The organism is Sphingomonas sp. M6A6_1c, from assembly GCF_053345135.1.
In genome coordinates this window covers 229022-253424 of sequence record NZ_JBKEZO010000007.1, presented here as the reverse complement: position 1 = coordinate 253424, position 24403 = coordinate 229022, and the positions used below count along the sequence as shown (strand labels likewise).

The following is a 24403-nucleotide window of genomic DNA, read 5'->3' as shown; positions in this document are numbered from 1 at the left end:
TATAACCCAAGCTCTTATGCCGGACAAATGAAATTTGCAGGCCGATCGGTTGCGGCCTATCGATGGTGCGGCGATTCTTCGCATACCCTTGGTAAGGCTCGAAAAAATTGGCGAAACGCGAACGGGTCAGGCCAGCGCACGTGACGATCGCACGGACGCTCGGCGTCGCGATCGTCACTGGGGACTATACGCCGGGCGAGACGATCCCCGGCGAATTCGACCTCGCCGATCGCTTCGGGGTGGCGCGCAACGTCATCCGCGAGGCGCTGCGGATGCTGACCGCCAAGGGGCTGATCGAAAGCCGCCGCAAGACCGGCACGCGGGTGCGCGAGCGCGTTGACTGGAACCTGCTCGATACCGAGATGCTCGGCTGGATGTTCGAGGGCGAACCGCCGGTCGGCTTCGTCAAAAGCCTGTTCGAACTGCGGCTTATCGTCGAACCCGCCGCCGCAGCGCTTGCTGCGACACACCGTACCGCGCGGCAATTGTCGCGGCTCGGCCACGCGCTGGAGCTGATGACGCACCATGGCCTGGAGAGCGTCGCCGGGCAGGCGGCGGACGAGCAATTCCACGCCGTGCTGCTCGAAGCGACCGCGAACGAGCTGCTCGGCAGCCTGTCGAGCAGCATCTCCTCGGCGGTGCGCTGGACGACGTTCTTCAAATATCGCGTCGTCGCCGATTACATCGATTCGATCCCGCAGCATCAGGCCTTGTTCGACACGATCGCCCGTGCCGACCCGGCGGCGGCGCATGCGGCGGCGACCGCGCTGATCGAACAGGCGCGGCGCGACACCGAACAGGCGATGCGGATCGCCTGATCCAAGTTGCAACTTGACCGTCCTCGCGGCGCGAGTCATGTCCTACATATAGAATAGGGCAGGAGCGGATGATGGAGCGACGGTTGGTGACGCAACGTGCCCGGACGTCCGGCATCGGTCGCGTCGCTGCCGCGCTGCTGCTCGCGGGCAGCGCGGTGGCGACGCCGCTCGCGGCGCAGGACAGCCGCTTCGTCGCTACCGCCGCGGGCAAGCCGGTGCTGCGCGTCGATGGTCAGCCTTTCTTGTTGCTCGGCATCCAGCTCAACAATTCCAGTGGCTTCCCCGACGAGATGCGCCGCCTCGCGCCGGCGATCGCGCGCAGCCATGCCAATATCGTGATGGCGCCGGTCGGCTGGGAAACGGTCGAGCCCGTTGAGGGCCGGTTCGACTGGGCGGTCGTCGACGGGCTGATCGCCGAGGCGCGTCGGCAGCAGGTGCGGCTGGTGCTGTTGTGGTTCGGCACGTGGAAGAACGCGAACATGAGCTACACGCCCGCCTGGGTGAAGCGCGACACCGCGCGCTTCCCGCGGGTGGTCGGTGCCGACGGCAAGCCGATCGAGGTGCTCTCGCCCATCGCCGCCGCCAGCCGCGACGCCGATGCGCGCGCCTTCGGGGCCTTGATGGCGCATCTGAAAGCCGTCGACGGGCGGCGCACCGTCGTCATGGTGCAGGTGGAGAATGAAGCGGGGACGCTCGGCGCCGATCGCGATCATTCCCCCGCCGCCGAGTCGCTGTTCCGCGCCGCGGTGCCCGCCGACATGCCGGGCGCCAGGCCCGGCGACTGGACCGCCAACTACGCCGAGCGCGCGCCCGAGGCGTTCATGGCCTATCACACCGCGCGCTATATCGGCGCGGTCGCGGCGGCGGGGAAGCGCGCCTACGACCTGCCGCTCTACGTCAACGTCTGGCCACGCGAGCAGCCCGGTCTGCTGCGGCCGGGGGACAGTTCGCCTTCGGGCGGCGCTGTGTCGTGGCTGCTGCCGCAATGGCGCGCGCTGGCGCCGGCGGTCGATGTCGTCGGGGTCGACGATTACGACACCAACGTCGCGCCTTATACCGAGATCGCGCGCGCCTATGACGTGCCGGGCAATCCGCTGTTCGTGCCCGAGACGGGCGGCAGCATGGCGCATGCCCGCCACGCCTTCTGGACGCTGGCGCAGCCCTATGCCGTCGGCATCGGCAAGTTCGGCATCGGCGAGGGCTTCGGCCTCAAGGACGGGCAGCCGGCGGAGGAGCCGATCGCGCTCGACTATCGCCTATTGCGTGAGGCCGGCCCGTTCCTGCTGCCGCTGCGCGACGCGGGGCAGGTGCGCGTCGCGGTCGAGGAAGACGGCATGGCCAACGTGCCGCTCGTCTTCGGCGACGTGGATCTCGTCGCGCGCTTCGGCGAGGTACGCGACGGCTATGGCGGGCCCCGCGGGCAAGGCAACAAGGACCTCTCCGGGCGGGTGATCGTCGCGCGCGCCGCGCCCGATCGTTTCCTGCTTACCGGGGCGAGCGCCAATGTGACGTTCGCGCCGAGGCTCGGCGCGGCCGGCAGCATCCAGCTCGTCACCGTCGAGGAGGGACATTTCGACGGCGGTCGCTGGGTGCGCGAGCGGTTGCTCAACGGCGACGAGACCACGTTCGGGCTGATCCTGCCGCCGGAGGGCAGATCGCTGATGGTTACCGTGCAGGAGAATCGATGATGTGGCGTGCTGTCCTGGCGCTGATGCTCGCGCTGCCCGTCGCCGCCGCGCCGGCGCCCGCCCCTGCACCGCTGACGATGCCGGCGATGCCGCTGCACGATCCGTGGATCGTCGCCGATGCCGCGACGCGCACCTATTGGCTGTTCACCACCAACCAGGCGGAAATGACCGGCGACAAGCGGCTCGGCATCATGGCCTATACCAGCCACGACCTGCAGCATTGGACGCGCCCGACGATCGTCTTCACGCTGCCGGAGGGGACCTGGGCCAACGATGGCGCCTGGGCGCCCGAGGTGCATCGCTGGCGCGGCCGCTGGTATCTGTTCGCGACCTTCCACAACGAAAGCGCTGGGCTCGCCAAGCCGGGGACGCATCGCCGCGGCACCGTGCTCGCTGTGGCGGACCGGCTCGGCGGACCGTTCACGCTGCTGCGCGACGGCGACCCGATCGCGCCCAAGGAGTTGATGACGCTCGACGGCACGCTCCACGTCGATCGCGCCGGCAAGCCGTGGCTGGTCTACGCGCACGAATGGGTGCAGGCGCGCGACGGCACGATCGAGGCGCTGCCGCTCGACGCGACGCTCAAGGCGGCGGGCAAGCCCCGTTTGCTGTTCCGCGCCTCGGAGGCGCCCTGGGCGTCGGGCCGGCCGCAGCAGGAGGGCGACAAGATCTACGTCACCGACGGGCCGGAGCTGTTCCGCACCCGTACCGGCCGGCTGCTGATGCTCTGGTCGAGCTATGACGATCGCGGTTCGTACGTGCAGGGCGTCGCCCGCTCGCGCAGCGGCGATCTCGCGGGGCCGTGGGAGCAATTGCCGCCGTTGGTCCGCGCCGACAGCGGCCACGGCATGATCTTCCGCCGCTTCGACGGCGGGCTGATGATGGTGCTGCACCGCCCGTTCCACAATGCGCGCGGCAAATTGTACGAGATGCGCGACACCGGCGACAGCGTCGCGGTGGTGCGCGAGGCGAGCGAACTCGATGGCGAGACGCACCCCACCCATGGAGGCTGACCCGATGACGATCCGATCCCGCGCGCGCGCGCTGCTGCCCGCCGCGGCGTTGCTGGTCATGGCGGCGGACGCGCCGGCGCGCTGGGACGCACCGGGGGCGGGCAATCCGCTGCTGCCCGGCTATTTCGCCGATCCGTCGATCGTCCACGATCGTGGCCGCTGGTACGTCTTCGCGACGATCGATCCGTGGGGCGGCGATACGCTGGGGCTGTGGATCTCGGACAATGGCCGCGACTGGACCTTTTCGCAGCCGAACTGGCCGACCAAACGCGCGGCGACCAGTCCGACCTCGGGCGATTCCAAGGTCTGGGCGCCGTCGGTGGTCAAGGCGGCGAACGGCCGCTGGTATATGTACGTCTCGGTCGGCAGCGAGATCTGGGTCGGCAGCGCGCCCGCGCCGGCCGGGCCTTGGGCCGACGCCAATGGCGGCAAGCCGCTGGTCGCCAAGGATTTCGCCCCCGCCTATCATATGATCGACGCCGAAGCGTTCATCGACACCGACGGGCAGGCGTATCTCTATTGGGGATCGGGGCTCAACTGGACCAACGGCCATTGCTTCGTCGTCAGGCTGAAACCCGACATGGTTAGCTTCGACGGCACGCCCCGCGACGTCACCCCCGCGAACTATTTCGAGGGGCCGTTCATGGTGAAGGCGGGCAGGCGCTATGCGCTGACCTATAGCGACGGCAACACGACCAAGGACACGTACAAGGTCCGCTATGCGATCGGCGACACGCCGTTCGGCCCGTTCAGGGAGGCGGCGGACAGCCCGATCCTGACCACCGACGCCAGCCGCGATATCATCAGCCCCGGCCACCACGCGATCTTCCGCAGCGGCGGGCGGGCGTACATCCTCTATCACCGCCAGGCGCTGCCGTGGCCGCGCGGGGGCGACGCGGTGTTGCGGCAGGTGGCGGTCGATCCGCTGCGCATCGGCGCCGACGGGACGTTGGCGCGGGTGGCGCCGTCGCATGGCGGCGCGGTGAAGGGCTTCGCACCGGCGCGGGCGCGGGGCCTGCGCTGGCAGGCGTCTGGGACGCGCGGCGAAACGGCTTATGGCCCGGCGCGCGCGGCGGACGACAATTACGCGACATTATGGCGTGGCGGCGGCAAGGGGCCGGCGACGCTGGTCGCCGATCTCGGCGCGGTCCGCGCGGTGACGGGCAGTCGGCTGCGACCGGAATATGCGACGCAGGCCTATACGATCGGGATCGAGGCGTCCGACGACGGCCGGACGTGGCACACGGTGGTGCCGACGGCGGCCCGCTCGGGCTCCCCGATCGCGCTACCGCACGCGCTGCGCACGCGCTACCTGCGGCTGACGACGGGCAGCGGCAGGGACGGTTATTGGGAGTGGACGATTGAGTGAAAAGCGCTTGCGCGATGGGAAAAGCATTAGGGGACGCATTTAGGAAGGACGGCCCCTCGTGGGGTATCGCCTAGATTGACGTGGTGACTTTCCCGGTACCTGTTCCGAAACTGGAAGGCACTGGTTGCACGGTAAGATCCAACCGTTACGGTTCGCTTCTGCAATGAGACCGACGCTCGAATGGTTTGCGCTCTCGCAGCAGGAGGTGAGCTTTGTCGCGGTTCCAGTTTGTTGTGCCCATCCTCCTTGCAGCCGGAATCGCTAGCGTAGCGTGCGGTCAGATTGGCAAAGTTGATAGTTCGTCAGCGAACGAACCCTTGCCGAAGAATGAGCGGGCGGGCGTCTGGCGCTCTACGCAGGGTGGAGTTCAAATACCGCTCTGGCCGGCAAGCATGCCGCTCGCGAAGCCAGATTCTGGCGACCGTCCCGAAGGGACCGGCAACGGGACAGGCCTTGTCGGTGGACGTAAATGGCATTGGGCGAGCTATGTTACTCGACCGACGATGACAGTTTATCGGCCCAAGGGTCGCAACGTCGGAAGCGCTATGCTTGTCCTGCCTGGCGGTGGGTTTGAAGTAGTCGCGCTTGATCTGGAGGGCACCGAAATCTGCGAGTGGGCGGTGCTGCAGGGCATGACCTGCGCCGTACTGAAATATCGCGTGCCGCAGGTATGGCCGAGGGAGAACGATAAGCAGAAGCGGCCCAAGGTGCTATTGGGATTGGAGGATGCACAACGCGCGATGGGGCTGCTCCGACAACAAGCCTCATCCTATGAACTCGACCCCCATAAGATCGGTGTGATTGGCTTTTCAGCAGGTGCATACCTTGCAGCGAACATGAGCAACACCGAAGAGCGCACCTATCCAATTACAGACGCGGCTGATCGACAATCTCCACGGCCCGACTTCGCGATCATCGCCTACACAGCCCGCATGTTGGACGACAGCAAGGGTAGGAACAGCCTCGAATTAAAGCCGTGGGTGACGATCAGCGGCAAGGCGCCACCAACACTGCTCCTCCACGCCATGAACGACCCCACGGACCCGGTTCGGCAGCCGCTGGCGTATGCTCTGGCGCTCAACGATGCGGGTGTGCCAGTCGATATGCGCATCTATGCCAAGGGGGGGCATGCTTTTGGGATGCGTCCAACTGCCGATCCGATCTCCCGCGAGTGGCCCGGACAGGTCAAACAATGGTTGCACAACCTCGGCATGCTATGACGGTGCAGCGAAGCTGACTTTCCCAATTCACCCCTTTGCGGGAAGGGAGATATTGCTTTCGCTATGCTGACGCGCTGCCTCGGTTCGCGCCGCGATGGCGAGTCGCATTGACCGGACCCACCAAGCCGCCCTTCACCCCGCCGGACACGCCACCGCATTCGCCCGCCCGCGCGTCAGCACCAGCGTCACCACCGACTGCGCCGGCGCGGTTACCCCCGCCACGCAGCGCGCATCGTGCGTCGCATCGGTCAGCACCGCCTGCGCGCGCCAGCCCTGTGGCACCGCCAGCCGTTGCGGCGTCACCCCGCCGTTGACGTGGACCAGCACCAGCGTCTTGCCATCCGGCGACAGCGCGCCCGCGGTGTCGAGATCGTCGACCGGCACCAAGCGATAGCCGGGGTGGATATAGCGGCTGAACTGCGCCATCGCCCAATATTTGCGGGTGACGTGGATCGCATGCGGCCCCGCCGCCGGTGCCGCCAGATCGGCCTTGATCAGCCCCCAATTGGAAGTCGGCTTGCCGTTGCCGCCCGACAGGTTCTCCACCGCCTGCCAGAACACCCAGGCCGCCGGCTCGAGCTTCTTGAGGTCGGCGACGACGTGATCGGCGAAGGCGAGCGCCGAGGGCATGCCGTCGAAATTCTCGCGGTCGCCGTCGAGCGGCGTATCGTTCTCGCTCATCCACAGCCGGATGCCCGCCGCGCGCGCGGCGTCGCGCACCCCCGTCTGGTAGAGCGTGCCATAGCTGTGGACGTTGAGCTGCCCGACGCGCGCCAGCGTCGCGGGCGGATAGGCCGCGATATCGGCGAGGAACAGCCGCGCATTGGTCTCGTCCGGTGCCGAGACGACCGTCGCCAGCCCGCGCTTCTTCAGCGCCGCATCGCTTGCTTCGATCATCGCCGCCTGCCGCGCCGGGCTCCAGTGCGCGCCCTCCTGCGTGTTGGCGGCATACCAATAATCGGTGTTGGGCTCGTTGACCGGCGACAGCGTGCGGAAGGCGATATGATGCTGCCGCTGCAATTCCTCGACGCTGCGCGCGAGATACTCGGCAAAGGCCCGTTCGGCGCCCGGCCGCAGATTGTCGTCGGTCCGCTTCTCCGCGCCGGAGACCTTGCCCGAGACGGTCATGAACCACGGCGGCGAATTGGAGAACGCCTCGAAGATCGCGCCCGGCACGCGCGCGTGGATCGCGTCGAGCCACCAGCGCTGGTTGGCATCCTGCGACCAGTCCCACATCCGCGGATCGTCGGCACGCCAGTCGTCGGCCTGCGTGCCGGGCGGCAGCCGCCAGAAGCCCGGCACGGCGGCGCCGGTGCGCAGATAGGGCTTGGCGTCCGCGGCATTGCCGCCGCCGATGTTGTAGCGCGCGATCGTCCAGCCGAGCCCCTGCGGCGTGTAGAACAGATCGGCGATCCGGCTGCGCTCCGCCTCCGGCCAGCCGCCGGTGACGTTGGCGAACCAGGCGAGCGCCGTTCCCCAGCCCTCGAACACCGTCGACGGCCGCTCCACCGCCGGGCGCAATACGACGGTCACCGGCTTCGTCACCGACGGCGCCGGTGCCGGTGCCGCGGCGGTGCCGAGCAGCAGCGCCGCCAGCAGCACGCCGGGCCGCGTCACGCTACCGAACCCGGCGCCGTGGTCGGGGCGGCGAGCATGCGGACCTCGTAGATGTCGACCTCGCCGCGTTTGCCGGTGAAGACCACCTTCGCCGCGGCCTTGCCCTGTTCGCCCGCGCTGTGCAGCGGATAATCGATCGCGACGAAGCCCTCCTGCGCCTTGGCCTCGCGCGCGTCGGTGGCGAGCGGCGTGCCGTCGACGCTGATCGCCAGCTCGCGATTGCCGACGTCGCCGCCCCAATAGACGACGCGCAGCACCGCCGGGCCGGGGCGGCGTTGCAGCGTCACCGCGATCGTCTCGCCGGCGCGCAGCTTGCGCGCCGAACGGCCGTGGAGCTGCACCGTCTCGGGCTTGCTCGCGGTGAAGGCGTGGTCGCGCTCGGGCTGCATCTCGCCGAGATAGGCGACGTCGGCGGTGCGGCGGGCGAGCGCCTGCCGCTCCTGCTGCGCCCGCAGATAATCGGGCTTGGCGGTCGCCCAGGATGCCGCGGTGAAGGTCGGGAAATAGACCGCGGTGCGCCGCTCATATTGCGCGTAGAAGGGGCTGAGCTGGAGCGGTTCGCCCAGCGCCGAGCGCGCGGTGAAGCGATGCGCCCCGGCCGCGGCGCTGAGCGCGGCGGTCACCGGCCCGTCGACGGTGAGCGCCGGGCCGAGCCCGTCGAACGCCTCCGCCGCCGCACCCATGTCGGCGGCGAGCACCAGCGGGCCGTGGGTGAAGGCGACCATATTGGGATCGTCCGGCGTCGGTTCGGCCTGCAGGCGCATCGGCAGCGTCACGCGGATGCGGTCGCCCGCCTGCCAGCGCCGGTCGAGCACCGCATAACCGTCGCGCATCGTCGCCGGCGCGGGCTTGCCGTTGAGTTCGACGCGCGCGTCCTGCGCCCAGCCGGGGATGCGCAGGGCGATCGGCCGCGCGCCACGGCCGGCACGGCGGACGGTCAGCGTCGCCTCGCCCTCGGTCGGCATGCGCGTGTCGAGGTCGAGCGCCAGTCCCTGCCAGTCGAGGCTGCTCGGGATGTAGAGATTGACGTAGAGCGTCCCCGCGCTGCCCGCGTCGTGCCAGTATATCGAATCGGCGTGCTTGGCGTGGCTCTCCATCCCCGAACCGACGCAGCACCAGAAGCTCTCCTCCGCGGTCGAATAGCTGCGCCGTGCGCCTGCCGACAGCGGCATGAAATAGACGAACTGGCCGGTATCGGGCCGCTGGTGCGCGAGGATATGGTTGAGCTGGACGCGCTCGTAATAGTCGAACCATTGCGCCTTCGGCTCCCAGGCATAGAGGTGCCGGGTGAGCTTCAGCATATTGTAGCTGTTGCACGCCTCGCACGTCGCCTCGGTGATCCGCTTCGACAATTGGTCGGGCTGGCCGAAATGCTCGCGCTCCGAATTGCCGCCGATGACATAGCTGTGATGGTGGGTGACGCGGTCGTGGAAGAAGCGCGCGGCGCTGGCATGCGCGGGATCGCCGGTCAGTTCGTACAGGCGGGCGAGGCCGATCAGCTTGGGGATCTGCGTATTGGCGTGCAGCCCGGCGAGCTGGTCGCGACCCGCGGTGAGCGGGTCGAGCACCGACTTGTGGCGGATCTTCTGCGCCATCCGCAGCCAGCGCGGATCGCCGGTCAGCGCATAGGTTTCGGCATAGGTCTCGTTGAGCCCGCCATGTTCGGCGCGCAGCACCTGCTGCATCTGCGCGTCGCTCAAGGGTTCGAACACGCCCGCCAGATAGCCGGCGAGCGCCACCGCGATCCCCAGCGCGCGGGGGTTGCCCGCAAGGGTATGCGCGTCGAGCAGCCCGGCATGCACCTTGTGCCATGTATAGAGCGGCACCCAGCCGCCGTTGAGGTCGAACCCGCCGGTGCGGATGTCGCCGCGGCGCACCTCCTCGAACACGATCTTGCCGTCGATCGTCTTGCCGTCGCGCTCGACGGTGGTGCCGCCGCAATAGCCGTCGCCATGCGCCGCCTGGATACGCGCCATCTCGGCGAGCGCATGGTCGAGCGTCGCGGCGACCTGGCGATCGCCGGTGTTGGCGACGACCAGCGCACAGGCCGACAGCCAATGGCCGAGCGAATGGCCGGCGATCCCCTGCGCCTCCCAGCCGGCATAGACCGGCTTGGGCGCGGGCAGTTTCGCCGACACGTAGAAATTGTGCAGGAGCCGCTCGGGATCGAGCGACAGCAGATAGCGGCGATTGGCGGCGAAGGCGTCGGCGAAATGCGACGGCTTGAGCCGGACGTTGCGCATCGGCACCGGCTCGACCTTGGTCGCCGTGTCGACGGGCAGCGCCGCGGCGAACGCCGGCCCGGCGAGCACCAGCGCGCTGGCCCCGCCGAGCAACGTGCGGCGGGTGACGCCCGGGGATGCGCAGCGATGGCGATGCTGCGTGTCTGCCTCTGTCGATCCCGTCATCGTCCCTCCAAAGGCATCGCTGCCGCGCCGGTATCCGGCCTATGATTTGTCAGACTAGAGACGGTGATTTTGCACGTCAACGCGGCTGTGGTCGCGGCGTCGGGCGAGGCGGCGTGCGGCGGCATACGCTCGCACCGTCCCGCCTTGCACAGCCCGAATAAGCCGATATGTCTGACAACAACGAAGGCAATCACAGGGAGCGGAAACCATGCGGCACACGTGGCTGTGGGCGGGAATCATCGGCAGCGTCGTGGCGAGCGCGGCGCTGGCACAGGACGGCGCGCCGCAGGTGCAGCCGGTACAGGTCGACCCGGCCCGCCCCGATTGGGAGAATCCCGCGGTGTTCGCGCGCGGCAAGCTGCCCGCCAGCGCCACCGGCTTCCCGTTCGAAAGCCGTGCCAAGGCGCTCGCCGGCGACGAGGCGGCGTCCGTGCGCCATGTCTCGCTCGACGGCACCTGGCGCTTCGCTTTCTCCTCCGACGCCGACCGGCTGCCCGCCGGTTTCGAGCGGCCCGACTATGACGTGTCGGCGTGGAAGCAGATCAAGGTGCCCGCCGACTGGCAGACGCAGGGTTTCGACCAGCCGCGCTACAACAACATCACTTATCCCTTCCCCGCCAACCGCCCGCTGATCCCGCATGCGACCAACCCGGTCGGCTCCTATCGCCGCGACGTCACTCTGCCCGCCGGCTGGAGCGGGCAGGACGTCATCCTCCACATCGGCGCGGCGGGGTCGGCTTATTATGTCTGGGTGAACGGCGAGAAGGTCGGCTATTCCGAAGACAGCAAGCTGCCGAGCGAGTTCGACGTCACCCGCTGGGTCAAACCGGGCAGGAACACCGTCGCGATCCAGATCTTCCGCTGGTCGGACGGCAGCTATCTGGAGGATCAGGATTTCTGGCGTGTCTCGGGGATCGAGCGCTCGGTCTATCTGATGGCGGCGCCGAAGCTGCGCGTGCGCGACGTGTTCGTCCACGCCGGGCTTGACGCGGCCGATCGCGACGGCCGGCTCGCCGTCGACGTCGCGGTGACGCCGGGCAATGCGGCTAGCGTGCGGCTGGTGCTGCTCGACGGCGCGCGGCAGGTGCTCACCCGGACGCAGCCGGTCGCCGCCGCCGCGGCGGAGCGCAAGCTGACGCTGACCGCGGACGTGCCGGCGGTGAAGCCGTGGACCGCGGAGACGCCCAATCTCTACACGCTCGTCACCGAATTGGTCGACGCGCGCGGCGCGCTGCTGCAATCCACCGCCCGGTCGATCGGCTTCCGCACCGTTGCGATCAGAAACGGGCAGGTCACCGTCAACGGCAAGCCGATCACGATCCGCGGCGTCAACCGCCACGAGCACGATCCCGAGACCTTCCACGTCGTCAGCCGCGCATCGATGGAGCGCGACATCCAGTTGATGAAGCAGAACAACATCAACGCGATCCGCACCTCGCATTACCCCAACGACCCGTATCTCTACGATCTCGCCGATCGCTACGGCCTGTACGTCATGGACGAGGCGAATATCGAGAGCCACGCTTATATGGACTATGCCAATCGCGTCCCCGACGAGCGCGCCAAATATCAGATCGGCTTCGATCCCGCCTGGAAAGACGCGCACGTCAGCCGCGTCGCCAATATGGTCGAGCGCGACAAGAACCACCCCTCGGTGATCTTCTGGTCGCTCGGCAACGAGGCGGGGATCGGCCCCAATTTCCGTGCCGCCGCCGAAGCCGCGAAGACGCGCGATCCGGGGCGGCTCATCTCCTATCTCGGCTGGGGGACGTTCGGCGGCATCCACGATCACCGCCCCAACGATTTCGCCGACATCTACGCGCCGATGTACGATCCGGCGGTGCGGATGGCGGACTATGCCGCCAACTGGAACTTCAAACAGCCGATGATCCAGTGCGAATATGCGCATATGATGGGCAATTCGGGCGGCAACCTGAAGGAATATTGGGACACGATCTACGCCCATCCCGACAAGTTGCAGGGCGGGTTCGCCTGGGATTGGGTCGACCAGTCGATGTACCGTTATACCGGGGACGGGCGGCGCTATTGGGGGGATGGCGGCGAATACGGCCCCAATCCGGGCGGCGACATCGAATTCGGCGACGGCCTGCTACAATCCGATCGCACCCCCAATCCGCAATTGTTCGAGCTGCGCAAGGTCTATGCGCCCGTGCAATTCGACGGCTTCGATCCGGCGAGCGGGCGCGTCACCGTGCGCAACCGCCACGACTTCCGCGATCTCTCCGGCTTCGACTTCTCCTGGGAGCTGGCGGAGAATGGCGTCGTCGTCGCGCAGGGCGCGCTGCCGCCGCAGAGCGTCGGGCCGCGTGCCGCGGGCACGATCGTGCTGCCGGTCGCGACCTATGCGCGCAAGGCCGATGCCGAATATTTCGTAACGGTGCGCGTGCGCGCCAAGGCGGGCGCGCTGCCCGCGATGGCGGGCGGCGCGACCGTCGGCTTCGAGCAATTCGCGCTCGGCGCGGCACCGGCGGTCGCGGTGGCGGCGGCGGCGGGCAAGGTCGACATGCGCCAGTCGGGCGGCACGATCACGCTCGCCGCCGGACCGGCGAGCCTGGAGATCGACCGCGCCACCGGACTGGTGCGTCGCTACGTCGCCGGCGGCCGCGAGCTCGCCTCGGGCGGCGCACCGCATTTCTGGCGTGCGGTCACCGACAACGACCTCGGCATCGGCACCGCCGAACAGCTCAAGGTGTGGAAGACGATGAGCGACACGCGCCGCGTCACCGCGATACGTGCGGCGAAGACCGACGCCGGCGCGAGCGTGACGGTCGATTACGCGCTCGGCGACGGCGATGCGACCTTCACCAGCGTCTATACGATGGCGGGCGACGGCACGGTCGACGTATCCGGCGCGCTGACCCCGGTGAAGACCAAGCTGCCGCCGCCGTTCCGCGTCGGCCTCGCCTTCGCGATGCCGACCGACGTCACGACGGTCGAATGGTATGGCCGCGGCCCGCACGAAAGCTATGTCGATCGCAACACCTCGGCGCCGATCGGCCTGTGGCGCGGCGCGATCGCCGAGCAGACCCACGACTACATCCGCCCGCAGGAGACCGGCAACAAGGTCGACGTCCGCTGGATGGAGCTCTCGGGGGCCGGCCGCGGGCTGCGCGTACAGGGTGCGACACCGCTGATGATCAACGCGCTGGCCTTCCCTTACGCCGATCTCGACCGCCACGAGCCCGGCACCTGGAAATCGACCGACGTCGTCCCCCACGGCCAGGTGACCCTGTTGATCGACTCGGCGCAATGGGGCGTCGGCGGCGACACGCAGTGGAGCGAGTTCGGCAAGCCGCTGCCGCAATATCGGGTGCCGCTCGCGCCGACCCGCGTCGCCTTCCGCCTCGCGCCGTTCACCGGCGACGGGACGACGCCCGACAAGGCGCGCACCGCGACCGCAACGGGCAACGACTGACGCGGCGACGGGCGGCCACTCTCGTTGTCGCCGGGCGATCGTGATGTACCCCGGCGAAGGCCGGGGCGCAGTTGGGAAGGCCGCGGTAAGTCACCACGACCCTTCACCCAAATGGACCCCGGCCGCCGCCGGGGTACGGCTGTGGCGTGTAGCGACCGAATATCCGCAGACGTCTCGGCCTGATGAGGGAAAGCCGTACGAACCTCGCTCCCGCAACCTTATGCGATCGCCCGGCCCGCCCCGTCAGAACCGCACGCGCACCGTGCCGCCATAGGTCCGTGGGCTGCCGGGGTAGCCCTGGATGATGCCGGTCGACTTGGTATAGCCGAGCAGGTTGATGAAATAGGCCTTGTCGAACAGGTTCTCGACCCAAAGCTGCATCTCGAGCCGCTCGTTGTCGAGCAGCACGCCGACCCGCGCGCTGGCGAGCGCATAAGCGGGGATTTCCGCCGAGGGATCGAGCGTGATCGTCGTATTCTGCTTCGAGCGCCAATTGACGTCGACCAGACCATAGGCCTTGGTCGTGTCGTCGAGCCGCTGCGTATAATCGACGGTCAGGTCGCTGGTCCACGCCGGCGCCCAAGCGACCTGCCGCCCGGTGAGGTCGCAGGTCAGCGCGGTGAACTGGCCGGGGCAGACCGAATTGGCGAAGGAGGAATAGGTCGCCTTGTCATAGGCGATGAACCCCTTGGTATGCAGGCCCGGCACCAGCCACGTCTCATTCTCCAGCTCGATGCCGCGCGAGGTCAGCGAACCGACGTTGGCGAGGAACTTCAGCGCGGTATTGCCGACGCCGACCGACTGGTTCGCCTGATAGTTGCGCACCTTGGTGTGGAAGGCGGTGAGGTTGAACAGGATACGATGATCGAGGAAGGTCGATTTGATCCCCGCCTCGAAATTGTCGGCGGTCTCGCCCTTCACCGTCTGGCCGGTCCCCGGCGGCAGTGCGGCGCCGGCATCGAACGGCAACAGGTTGAACCCGGCCGATTTGTTGCCGCGGGCATATTTGCCGTAGACGAATACGTCCGGCGTCACGCGATAATTGGCGCCGATCTCGCCCGACAGCGCGCTGTCCTTCAGGCTGGTGTCGACATGGCCGAGCTGCGCATTGGCACCGGCGGCGGACAGGACGGCGATCTGCGCGGCGTTGAGCGCACCGAGATTGGACGCGACGACACCGTCGTACAATTGACTGCGCCGCTCCCACGTCTGGCGCAGGCCGGCGTCAATCGCCAGCCTGCGCGATGCCTCGGGATGCCAGGTGACGTTGCCGAACACCGCGTCGGTGTCGGTGTGGAAGATCGCCTGGCTGCGGATGCCGAAGCCGGCGACGCGCGCGGCATAGGCGCCCTGCGCCCAGCTGCGGCCGCCGATCGCGGGGAAGGCGCTGGCCGAGGGATTGGCCGCCCAGATATAATATTGCCGGCCGAAGCGGACCCGCGAATCGACCTGCAGCTTCTGGCGGCTGAGGAAGCCGCCGAAGGTCGCCTCGATCGGCCGGTCGCGCGGCGTCGCCCAGCGCAGCTCCTGTGAAAACTGCTTCTCGACGTTGCACGATCCGTAATCGCTGATCGCGTCGAGCTGCGTGTAATCATTGTCGTTGTTGGTGAAGCAGCTCCACCGCTGCCACGCGGTGATCGCGGTGAAGGTGCCGAGATCGGCGGGCGACCAGTCGATCTGCCCGCTCGCGCTGTCGAGGCTGGTGCGCGCGTCTAGCCGGCCGTCGATGTTGACGTAGCGATCGCGCGCGTTGCTGGTCAGCAGGGGATAGCCCGCCGCCGCCATCCGCGCCTGCAACGCCGCAGGGTTGTAGACCGACAGGATCACCGGCGAGATCGTCGGGAAATATTGGCGCGCGTGCGTGCCGATCAGCCGGATGGCGAGATCGTCGGTCGGCGTCGCCAGCAACTGGCCGCGCACGCCGATACCCTGCCGCGCGTTCTGATATTGGTTGTTGTAGAGGTTCTTATAGGTGCCGTCGCGGTTGCTGTAGAAACTCGACAGGCGGATCGCGAGCTTGTCGGCGATCAGCGGCCCGGTGACGCTGCCCTTCGCCTCGGTGAGGCCGAAATTGCCGGTGCTCGCTTCGGCCGTGCCGCCCAGTGTGAAGCTGGGTTTCAGCGTGTTGATCAGCACCGCGCCGGCGGTGGTGTTCTTGCCGAACAGCGTCCCCTGCGGCCCGCGGAGCACCTCGACGTCGGCGAGGTCGTTGAAGTCGTTCGACACCATGCCCTGTCGGCCGGTGTAGACGCCGTCGACGAACACGCCGACCGACCCGTCGATACCGTCGGTGTTGAAGCCGTTGTTGCCGATGCCGCGGATGCCGAGGTTGAGCTGCTTCGGATTGGTCAGATAGACCGAGAAGGCGGGCAGCTTGAACTGGAAATTGGTGAAATTGGTGAGGTTCTGCCGGGTCAGCGTCGCGGCGCCGATGACCGTGATCGGGATCGGCACGCGCTGCGCATTCTCGCTGGTCTTGCGCGCGACGACGGTGATCTCGCGATCCTCGACCTCCGCCACGGCGGCGGTATTGGCCGTCCCGGGATTGTCGGGCGTCGCGGTCTGCGCGTGCGCCGGCAGTGCGGCAAAAAGTGCCGAACTTGCCAGCCAGGCGAGCGTCATCCGGCGACGCCAGGCCGCATCCCGTTCGATCGTCATGATTGTTCCCCCAGAACCAATCCACCGGGGCTAGACACGCTTCGTTACGCGGCTGTTACAATCCCGACATCAACTGCGCTGGTCGCGGATGCCGGGGCGGCCGGGTTCGAGCGCGAAGCGGACGAGGTCGCGGATGCCCGATTGCGGATCGCGCGCGTCGTCGAGCCCGCGGAAGGTGACGCGGCCCTCCTTCGCGGTCAGGTCCACGAGGCCATAGCCGCGCACCTCGTTCTCGGCGAAGACGAGGCCGTTCGCCGCCGCCTGCTGCTTGAAGCTGGCGTCGTGGAACAGCGAGGTGATCGATCCGCCGACGAACTCCGCCGCGATCGGCGCCGCATCGGGCCGCGCGGGGTCGTGGACGTCGGCGGCGGCGAACGCGTGGATGTCGCCGCCCAGCGCCACCGGGTTCGACGTGCCCGCCGCCGCCCAGCGCCGGTAGATGCGATCGCGCGCAGCGGGATAGCCCGACCAATTGTCCGCCGAATATTGCACGCCGCGTTCGGGATGCTCGGCGTCGATCCGGCCCTGCTGGTGCATCAGCGTCTGCTGCGCGAGCAGATTCCATTGCGCGCGGCTGTCGCCCAGCGCCTGCATCAGCCAGCGTTCCTGCGCGTCGCCGAGCATAGTGCGGTCGGCGGCGTAAAGATCGGGGCAGGGCTCGATCAGCGTGCGATAGCGCGCGTGCGCCGCGACCAGCCCCGGCGGCTGGCAGGCGCGGGCGCCGCGATACTGGCGGTCGTCGACGATCTGGAACTGCGCCAGCCGGCCCCAGTCGAGCGTGTGGTAGATGCGCATCGCCGGCCCCAGCGGCGGCGCGGCGCGGACCGGCTGATGCTCGTACCACGCCTGATAGGCGGCGGCGCGGCGCAGCAGGAAGGCGGCGGGGTCGGTGTTGTTCTGGTCGAGCGCGGCGGCATAGTCGTTGGCGACCTCGTGATCGTCCCAGGTCAGCACCCACGGCGCGGCGTGATGCGCCGCCTGGAGCAGGGGATCGCTCTTGTAGGTCGCATAGCGGATGCGATAGCCGGCGAGGTCCTTGGGTTCCGGATTCCGGTGCAGGCGCACCGCATCCTTGGCCGTCGGCGCGCCCTCGTAGATGTAATCGCCGAGGAACAGCACGAAATCCGGGTCCTCGGCGACCAGATGGCGATAGGCGGCGTAGAAGCCCGATTCGTATTTCTGGCACGATCCGTAGGCGAGCCGCAGCCGCTCGACCGCTGCCCCCGCCGCCGGCGCGGTGCGCGTGCGTCCGACCGGGCTCGTCTCGCCGCCGGCGAGGAAGCGGTAGAAATAGCGGCTGGCCGGCCGCAGCCCGCGCACGTCGACATGGACGCTATGCCCCCAGCGCGGCTCGGCGCGCGCCTCGCCCGTGCGCACGACGTGCGCGAAGGCTTCGTCGGTCGCGACCTGCCAGCGCACCGGCACCGCGACCGGCGGCATGCCGCCCGCCGCGTCGAGCGGCTGCGGCGCGAGCCGCGTCCACAGGATCACCGAATCTTGCAGCGGATCGCCCGAGGCGACGCCGAGCGTGAACAATCCGGCCGGCAGCCGTTCCGCCCCGCGCGCCGCGACGGTCAGCAGCGCGGCTGAACCGCCGATCATCGCGCGCCGGCTCAGCACCAGCGCGGTCTTGCTCGTCTCAACCATCGATAAGGTCCCGCATCGCCGCGCTATCCCGCCGCGATGCGCGGCGATGATGACAAGGTGATGACGCCCGCCGCGGCTCAGCCCGGCTTGAGCTGCGCCGAATCGATGTGCCAGCGCAACTGGCCGGGGCTGGCGCCGTCGACGTCGTTGACGCGGCGCACGACATAGCGGCCGCGGAAGCGCTGGTGGCGCCCGTCGTCGAGCGTCGCATCGACGGTGACCGGCACCGGCTGGTACAGCGATCCCGCCCCCGCGTCGCCCGGCGGCAGCGCGCCGATCGTCACCCGCGTCGTGCGGGTATGCGCGAAGCCGCGAGCGAACGCGGCATAGGTCTGCCCGGGGCGGCCGTCGTCACCCCATTGCTGCCAGGCGGTGCCGTAATCGCCCGCGTCGATCGCGGCATAATAACGCCGCACCACCGCCGCGGCGGCGGCGGCGCTCTTGGGCGGCGGCGTACAGCCCGCGATCGGCGCACCCTTGCCGTCGAACAGCGCGCAGCTCCGCGCGATCTCGTCGTCGATCAGCGCGCAGCTGTTGACCGCGTTGCACGGCGGATGCGTCGCCGGCGAGACGTTGCGGCAGATCGCGACGCGGCGCGCGGCCGCGGCGGCACCGATCTCCGCGGCGCACGATCGCGGCCGGCTGCGTCGCGGCGTTGCCGCTGCGGCCGGAGCGGCGGCGGCGGCGGACGGTCGCGGCGCCGGTGCGGCAGTCGCGGTGGCGGCGCCGCCCTCGGCCCGCTCGGCCCGGCCATCGGCGCTGCCGCAGCCGGCGAGCAGCAACGGCGCGCACCACGATGCTGCCGCGATCCATCTGTGCATCATAGGGTATCTGCCTCCATCACCGTGGTTTCCGCCGCTATTGCTGCTGCCAGAAACGCACATAGTCCACCGTCATCCGCTGCGGCAGTGCCGCGTCGTCCACGCCTTTGGCGCCGCCCCAGTCGCCGCCGATCGCGAGGTTGAGGATCAGCTGATACGGCCGCGTGAACGGCCACGCCGCCGCGCCGCCGGGAGCATCGTTGGCGACGCGCATATAGGCGCGGCCGTCGACGCCGATCAGGATCGCATCACGCCGCCAGTCGAGCTGATACCGATGATAGGCGGTGCAGGCGGTCGGCACCGTCACCTGCGCGCCGCGCTGCGTGCCCTTGACGTGATTGTACGCCGCGCTGTGCACCGTCGCATGGACGACGTTCGGGTCCCAGCCGACCATCTCCATCACGTCGATCTCGCCCATCGCCGGCCACTTGCCCGACGACGGCAGCAGCCAGATCGCCGGCCACGTCCCCCGCCCGCAGGGCAGCCGCGCGCGGATTTCGTAGAAGCCGTAGCCGAAGGCGCGGCGGCTGACGAGCTTGGCCGAGGTATAGGCCTGGCCGCCGGCGTCCGGCGCGGTCGCCCGCTCGGCGCGCGCCTCGATCTCCAGCGCGCCGTCGCGGATGCGGGCGTTGTCGGGACCGTAATATTGCTGCTCGTGGTTGAACCAGCCTGCCGTGTTCCGGGCCATGTCGAACCGCCACAGGCGCAGGTCGATGCGCGGACCGTCGAATTCGTCGGCGACGTCGGGCGGGCGCGTGGGGGCGGCGATCGGCTGGTCGACGCGCTGGTCGGTCGCGCCAAGCGTCGCCGGCGGGGCGACCGCCGCCTGCGCGGCGAGCAACAAGGGAAGCAGGATCGACGACATGGCGGCACCCTCGATATCCGAAGTTTCTATCAGCCTATCAGTGTCTTGCCATATCAGGTGACGAAAAGTTCATGACCGCGCCATCACCGGGACAGCGCAGCGCGTGCAGGACGGCGCGATGGCATCGCAACGCTCCCGATCGCTGCGATGGCGGCTCGCCTGGATCGGCGGCATCGCCGGCGGCGTGCTCGCGCTCCTCGCCGGGATCGCCGCCAGCGCCGGTTTCTTCGATCGCGACGCAGCGCATCTGTTCGGCGCGCAGGGCACGCCGCGGCCGATCGGCGTGCTCTACATGTCGGGCGACATGGGGCTGCGCTACGGCCCCAATCCGCATACCGTGCGCGCCTTGGCCGAACAGGGATTCCCCGTCGTCGCCTTGAGTTCGCCGGCCTTGTTCGGCCTGCGCCGGACCCGCGCGCAGGTCGACCGGATCGTCGCCGACGGCGTACGCCGCGCGCTGGCGATGACCGGCGCGGCGCGGCTGATGCTGATCGGCCAATCCTATGGCGCCGACGTGCTCCAGACCGGGCTCGCCGATCTGCCGGTGGCGCTGCGCGCGCATGTCGCGGGCGTGGTGCTGGTGGTGCCGGGCGAAACCGTGTTCTTCCGCGCCGACCCGTCCGGCCTCGTCTATCGCGGCACGCCCGACAGCGAGAGCCGCACGACGCTCGCCCGGCTCGGCTGGACGCACCTCACCTGCATCTACGGCGCGACCGAGGTCGACAGCGCCTGCCCCGACCTGCTGGCGGGGCGCCGGGCGGGGCGCGCGGGGTCGGCTACGGTGGTGGCGATGCCCGGCGGCCATGTCCTCAACGACGACCGTGCCGGCCTGTTCGCGCACATCCTCGTGGCGATCCGTCACGCCGCGCCCGACGCCTTCGCGCAATGATTTGAAATGATGCTGCGGTTCCGGGGCATGCATGCCGTCTATGATCGTATGATGGTGGGGGATACGATCATGGCGATGGCACGAATCACGACGGTGTTGGCGGGGATGCTGACGGTCGCGGCGGGGGCGTCGGCGGCGCAGGCCAATGTGCGCCCGGGCGCGCCGGCGGTGATCGGCCGCTGGGCCAATCCGCGCGGCACGCTGGCGGTGCAGACCGGGCGCTGCGCCGACGGCGCCTTGTGCGGCCAGATCATCTGGGCCAGCCCGCAGGCCCGCGCCGAGGCGCGCGGCGCCGGCCTGCCCGATCTCGTCGGCACGCAATTGCTGCGCGGCTACCGCCGCAACAAATCGGGCGCCTGGGAGGGCCGGGTCTTCGTGCCCGACTTGGGCCGCACCTTTTCCTCGCGCATCCACCAGACCTCGCCCGCGACGCTGACCATCACCGGCTGCGTCGTCGGCACCTTCCTGTGCAAATCGCAGATCTGGCATCGGGTGGCGTGACGACCGGCCGTCTGGATGCGGTGATGGCGCGCGCGCAGCATCACCGCCGCAGCCTGACGGTCGCCGCGGTGCTGCTCGTCGCGGGCATCGGCTTCGCCGCGTTGCGCCTGGTGCTGCGCGAGGTGCATCTCAGCGACGTGCGCAAGGCGCTCGCCGCGATCCCCGACGTGCGGATCGCCGCCAGCCTCGCGCTGACCACCGCCAGCTATCTGCTGCTCACCGGGCTCGACTGGGTGGCGCTGCGCGCGATCGGCCGGCCGTTACCGTGGCGGGTTGCCGCGGCGGGGTCGTTCACCTCGTACACGCTCAGCCACAATCTTGGCCTGTCGCTGATCACCGGCGGCTCGGCACGATTGCGCCTGTACGGCGCCGCCGGACTCGCATTCGGCGAGATCGCGCAGGTCGCCGGCATCTGCGCGATCGCCTTCTGGGCGGGCGTCGCCGGGGCGGCGGGGATCGGGCTGGTCACCGGCGATGGCATCGTCCTCGGCCCGGTGACGTTGTCGCCGTTCGCGGCGCGGTCGCTCGGCGCGGTGCTGCTCGCGCTGCTCGCGGTGCTGCCGGTGCTGCGGCTGCGCGGGGCGACGACGCTCGGCCCGGCGCGCTTCGGCATCGCGCTGCCGAGTTTGCGTCAGATGGGCGCGCTCGCCGGCCTGTCGCTCGCCGATCTCACCATGGCCTCGGCCGCGCTCTTCGTGCTGGTGCCGGGCGCCGCGCCGGCTGCCTTTCCCGGCTTCGTCGTCGCTTATGCGGTGGCCGTGGTCGTCGCGCTGTTGCTGCACGTGCCGGGCGGGCTCGGCGTGTTCGAGACGGTGGTGCTGGCCACCGTGCCCGGCGACCGTCCGACGCTGTTCGCCGCGCTGCTGCTCTACCGGCTGATCTATTATCTGCTGCCGCTGCTCGTCGCCGCGATTGGCATCGCCGCCAGCGAGGGCTGGCGGCTGCGCCACCCGATCCGTCGCGGCCTCTCCTATGTCGATCGCGCCGGGCAGTTGCTGGCGCCGAGCGCGGTCACCGTGCTGGTCTTCGTCGCCGGCTTCGTGCTGCTCGTCTCGGGCGCGCTGCCGGGGGTGAAGGGGCGGCTGACCGAGCTGACCGATCTGGTGCCGCTGCCGTTCATCGAGGGCTCGCACATGGCGGGCAGCCTGATCGGCACCGCGATGCTGCTCGTCGCGCCGGCGCTCACCGCGCGGCTGCGCTCCGGCTGGGCGGCGGCGCGCATCCTGCTCGTCGGCGGCGCGATCTTCTCGCTGCTCAAGGGCCTCGATTACGAGGAGGCGTCGCTCCAGCTCATCGTCGCGGGCGTGCTGCAATATTGCAAGGCGAGCTTCTATCGTGAAGGCGGCATCCTCACCGACCGGCCGCGCTGGCCGTGGCTGGTCGCCGCCGCCGCGGCGCTGGGGCTCAGCATCTGGGCGGGCTTCTTCGCCTATAAGCGCACGCCATACAGCGACGAATTGTGGTGGCGGTTCGCGCTCGACGCCAACGCGCCGCGTTTCCTGCGCGCCAGTTTCGCCGCCGGCGTGCTGCTCACCGCGGTTTCGGCGTGGCAATTGCTCACCGCCAGCCGGACGCGGACGATGCCCGACGCCTTGCCGCCCGAACCGGTGCTGGCGGCGGCGATGGCGCATTGTCCGCGCACCGACGCCGCGCTCGCCTTCACCGGCGACAAGAGCTTCGTCGTCTCCGCCGCCGGCGATGCCTTCCTGATGTACCGCGTGCAGGGGCGCAGCTGGGTGGTGATGGGCGATCCGGTCGGCCCGGCGGCGGCGTGGAGCGAGTTGGTGTGGAGCATCCGCCGCGCCTGCGACGCGCGCGCCGGGCGCTTGTGCTTCTATCAGGCGAGCGAGCGGATGCTGCCGCTGTTCGTCGAACTCGGGTTGCAGGCGATCAAATATGGCGAGGAGGCGCATGTCGTGCTCGCCGATTTCACCACCGCCGGTCCGCGCGGCAAGCCGCTGCGCCACGCGGTGCGGCGGACCGAGGCGGCGGGCGGCCGCTTCTCGGTCGAACCGGCGAGCGCGGTGCCGGGGCTGATGGCCGAATTGGGCGAGGTCTCCGCGGCCTGGCTCGCCGCCAAGGCGGGGCGCGAGAAACGCTTCAGTCTCGGGGCGTTCGATGCCGCCTATCTGACGCGCTTTCCGATCGCTCTGGTGCGGGTCGAGGGGCGGATCGTCGCCTTCGCCAACATCTGGGTCTCGGGCGACGGCGACGAAGCCTCGGTCGATCTGATGCGTCACCATCCCGACGCGCCTTATGGCACGATGGAGATGATGCTGGTGCGCATGATCGAATGGGCCCGCGCGGAAGGATACGAACGTTTCAACCTCGGCATGGCGCCGCTGTCGGGCATGCCGAGCGGGCGGCTCGCGCCGGTGTGGGCGCGGCTCGGCCACGCGTTGTTCGCCAATGGCGAGCGGATCTACGGTTTCGCCGGGCTGCGCGCGTTCAAGGCCAAATTCGGCCCGGTCTGGGTGTCGCGCTACGTCGCCACGCCCACCGGGGCGGCGATGCCGCGCGCGCTGATCGACCTTGCACGGCTGGTGAGCGCCTGATCGCTGCTTTAAGGGTCGGCAAGATGAGCGACGACCCTCCCACCAGCCGCCGGCGCAGCGTGTTGTACATGCCCGCTTCCAACCCCCGCGCAATCACCAAGGCGCGCGACCTCGCCTGCGACGCGGTGATCCTCGACCTCGAAGACGCGGTCGCGCCCGATGCCAAGGCGGACGCCCGCGGCGCGGCGGTCGCGGCGGCGGCGGCGGGGTTCGGGACGCGCGCCTGTGCGGTGCGCATCAACGCGCTCGACACGCCTTGGGGGCAGGACGATGCCGCCGCGATGCGCGGCGTCGCCGCCGTGGTCGTGCCGAAGGTGGCGAGCGCGGCGGATCTGGTCGCGGTCCGCGCCGTGCTGGGCGCGGACGGCCCGCCGATCTGGGCGATGATCGAGACCTGCGGCGCGATCCTGCGCCTCGCCGAGATCGCGGGCGCAGCGGCAGCGACGCGCACCGCGCTGCTGATCGCCGGCACCAACGATCTCGCCAAGGAGATGCGCTGCCGTCCCGACGCCGATCGTACCCCGCTGCTGCCGGCACTGACGCAAATGGTGATCGCGGCGCGCGCGGCGGGGCTGGTCGTGCTCGACGGCGTCTGCAACGCGATCGGCGATTTCGACCGGCTCGCCGCCGAATGCGCGCAAGGTGCGATGCTCGGCTTCGACGGCAAGACGCTGATCCACCCCGCGCAGATCGACCCCGCCAACGCCGCATTCGGCCCCAGCGCGGAGCAATTGGCCTGGGCGCAAGCCGTCGTCGCCGCTTTCGCCGCCCCCGATGCGGCGGGCAGGGGAGCGATCCGGCTCGACGGCGCCATGGTCGAACGCCTGCACCTCGCTGAGGCGCAACGCATCCTCGCCAGCTAGCCGCTTGCGAATCACATAAGCGTGCGCTTATGTGA

At 69.2% G+C, this 24403-nt stretch carries 16 protein-coding genes; 10 read left to right on the top strand and 6 right to left on the bottom strand.

Annotation, left to right across the window (positions count from 1 at the left end; all coding sequences use genetic code 11):
- The first annotated feature begins 140 nt into the window (after positions 1-140).
- From ACLBWH_RS16455 to ACLBWH_RS16435, 5 genes are all read left to right on the top strand, one after another.
- Positions 141-818, top strand: a complete 678-nt coding sequence (locus ACLBWH_RS16455; RefSeq protein ID WP_322848504.1) for a FadR/GntR family transcriptional regulator — start codon at positions 141-143, stop codon at positions 816-818.
- An 86-nt stretch (positions 819-904) separates the two neighbouring features.
- Positions 905-2506, top strand: a complete 1602-nt coding sequence (locus ACLBWH_RS16450) for a DUF5597 domain-containing protein (protein WP_447799927.1) — start codon at positions 905-907, stop codon at positions 2504-2506.
- Positions 2503-3519 carry a glycoside hydrolase family 43 protein gene (locus ACLBWH_RS16445; protein ID WP_447799926.1) on the top strand — a complete coding sequence of 339 codons (1017 nt, stop codon included), beginning with the start codon at positions 2503-2505 and terminating at the stop codon, positions 3517-3519. Before ACLBWH_RS16450 ends, ACLBWH_RS16445 begins: the two co-directional genes overlap by 4 nt.
- 4 nt (positions 3520-3523) lie before the next feature.
- Positions 3524-4888 (top strand): family 43 glycosylhydrolase, encoded by a 1365-nt coding sequence (locus tag ACLBWH_RS16440; protein WP_447799924.1) that lies wholly within the window; start codon positions 3524-3526, stop codon positions 4886-4888.
- 503 nt (positions 4889-5391) lie between these two features.
- Entirely contained in the window at positions 5392-6108 is a 717-nt protein-coding gene (locus tag ACLBWH_RS16435; RefSeq protein ID WP_447799923.1) for an alpha/beta hydrolase, read from the top strand.
- Between the two features lie 132 nt (positions 6109-6240).
- On the opposite strand, the gene ACLBWH_RS16430 is transcribed toward ACLBWH_RS16435, so the two are convergent.
- On the bottom strand, positions 6241-7725 hold the full coding sequence (locus tag ACLBWH_RS16430) for a glycoside hydrolase (protein WP_447799921.1): 1485 nt from the start codon (positions 7723-7725) through the stop codon (positions 6241-6243).
- Positions 7722-10133 (bottom strand): beta-L-arabinofuranosidase domain-containing protein, encoded by a 2412-nt coding sequence (locus tag ACLBWH_RS16425; RefSeq protein ID WP_447799919.1) that lies wholly within the window; start codon positions 10131-10133, stop codon positions 7722-7724. Before ACLBWH_RS16425 ends, ACLBWH_RS16430 begins: the two co-directional genes overlap by 4 nt.
- 208 nt (positions 10134-10341) lie before the next feature.
- On the opposite strand from ACLBWH_RS16425, the gene ACLBWH_RS16420 reads away from it, so the two are divergent.
- The gene (locus tag ACLBWH_RS16420) at positions 10342-13569 is read left to right on the top strand and encodes a glycoside hydrolase family 2 TIM barrel-domain containing protein (RefSeq protein ID WP_447799917.1); all 3228 of its coding nucleotides are present in this window, start codon (positions 10342-10344) and stop codon (positions 13567-13569) included.
- A 243-nt stretch (positions 13570-13812) separates the two neighbouring features.
- Here ACLBWH_RS16420 and ACLBWH_RS16415 read toward each other — a convergent pair whose 3' ends face one another.
- The 4 genes from ACLBWH_RS16415 to ACLBWH_RS16400 form a co-directional block, all read right to left on the bottom strand.
- Positions 13813-16227: a TonB-dependent receptor gene (locus ACLBWH_RS16415; RefSeq protein WP_447799915.1), complete on the bottom strand. Its 2415-nt coding sequence runs from the start codon at positions 16225-16227 to the stop codon at positions 13813-13815.
- A gap of 69 nt (positions 16228-16296) precedes the next feature.
- Positions 16297-17874, bottom strand: a complete 1578-nt coding sequence (locus tag ACLBWH_RS16410) for an alkaline phosphatase D family protein (protein ID WP_447799914.1) — start codon at positions 17872-17874, stop codon at positions 16297-16299.
- A 77-nt stretch (positions 17875-17951) separates the two neighbouring features.
- Positions 17952-18698: a hypothetical protein gene (locus ACLBWH_RS16405; RefSeq protein WP_447799913.1), complete on the bottom strand. Its 747-nt coding sequence runs from the start codon at positions 18696-18698 to the stop codon at positions 17952-17954.
- Positions 18699-18732: 34 nt separating this feature from the next.
- A complete protein-coding gene (locus ACLBWH_RS16400; RefSeq protein WP_447799911.1) occupies positions 18733-19560 on the bottom strand; it encodes a glycoside hydrolase family 16 protein in 828 nt (275 codons plus the stop codon).
- A 118-nt stretch (positions 19561-19678) separates the two neighbouring features.
- Here ACLBWH_RS16400 and ACLBWH_RS16395 point away from each other — a divergent pair, with 118 nt between their 5' ends.
- From ACLBWH_RS16395 to ACLBWH_RS16380, 4 genes are read left to right on the top strand one after another with little or no spacing between them, the layout of a single operon-like run.
- Entirely contained in the window at positions 19679-20449 is a 771-nt protein-coding gene (locus ACLBWH_RS16395; protein ID WP_447799910.1) for an AcvB/VirJ family lysyl-phosphatidylglycerol hydrolase, read from the top strand.
- Between the two features lie 9 nt (positions 20450-20458).
- On the top strand, positions 20459-20950 hold the full coding sequence (locus ACLBWH_RS16390; RefSeq protein WP_447799909.1) for a DUF2147 domain-containing protein: 492 nt from the start codon (positions 20459-20461) through the stop codon (positions 20948-20950).
- Positions 20947-23505 carry a bifunctional lysylphosphatidylglycerol flippase/synthetase MprF gene (mprF, locus tag ACLBWH_RS16385; protein ID WP_447799907.1) on the top strand — a complete coding sequence of 853 codons (2559 nt, stop codon included), beginning with the start codon at positions 20947-20949 and terminating at the stop codon, positions 23503-23505. The genes ACLBWH_RS16390 and mprF overlap by 4 nt, the downstream gene beginning before the upstream one ends.
- A gap of 23 nt (positions 23506-23528) precedes the next feature.
- Positions 23529-24368, top strand: coding sequence for an HpcH/HpaI aldolase/citrate lyase family protein (locus tag ACLBWH_RS16380; protein ID WP_447799906.1), 840 nt, complete (start codon positions 23529-23531; stop codon positions 24366-24368).
- Positions 24369-24403: the final 35 nt, after the last annotated feature.

Excerpts from the sequence above, each read along its gene's own strand:
- ACLBWH_RS16445 (WP_447799926.1), top strand. The coding sequence starts at position 2,503 with ATGATGTGGCGTGCTGTCCTGGCGCTGATGCTCGCGCTGCCCGTCGCC.
- ACLBWH_RS16440 (WP_447799924.1), top strand. The coding sequence starts at position 3,524 with ATGACGATCCGATCCCGCGCGCGCGCGCTGCTGCCCGCCGCGGCGTTG.
- ACLBWH_RS16435 (WP_447799923.1), top strand. The coding sequence starts at position 5,392 with ATGACAGTTTATCGGCCCAAGGGTCGCAACGTCGGAAGCGCTATGCTT.
- ACLBWH_RS16425 (WP_447799919.1), bottom strand. The coding sequence starts at position 10,133 with ATGACGGGATCGACAGAGGCAGACACGCAGCATCGCCATCGCTGCGCA.
- ACLBWH_RS16420 (WP_447799917.1), top strand. The coding sequence starts at position 10,342 with ATGCGGCACACGTGGCTGTGGGCGGGAATCATCGGCAGCGTCGTGGCG.
- ACLBWH_RS16415 (WP_447799915.1), bottom strand. The coding sequence starts at position 16,227 with ATGACGATCGAACGGGATGCGGCCTGGCGTCGCCGGATGACGCTCGCC.
- ACLBWH_RS16410 (WP_447799914.1), bottom strand. The coding sequence starts at position 17,874 with ATGGTTGAGACGAGCAAGACCGCGCTGGTGCTGAGCCGGCGCGCGATG.
- ACLBWH_RS16405 (WP_447799913.1), bottom strand. The coding sequence starts at position 18,698 with ATGATGCACAGATGGATCGCGGCAGCATCGTGGTGCGCGCCGTTGCTG.
- ACLBWH_RS16400 (WP_447799911.1), bottom strand. The coding sequence starts at position 19,560 with ATGTCGTCGATCCTGCTTCCCTTGTTGCTCGCCGCGCAGGCGGCGGTC.
- ACLBWH_RS16395 (WP_447799910.1), top strand. The coding sequence starts at position 19,679 with ATGGCATCGCAACGCTCCCGATCGCTGCGATGGCGGCTCGCCTGGATC.
- ACLBWH_RS16390 (WP_447799909.1), top strand. The coding sequence starts at position 20,459 with ATGCTGCGGTTCCGGGGCATGCATGCCGTCTATGATCGTATGATGGTG.
- ACLBWH_RS16380 (WP_447799906.1), top strand. The coding sequence starts at position 23,529 with ATGAGCGACGACCCTCCCACCAGCCGCCGGCGCAGCGTGTTGTACATG.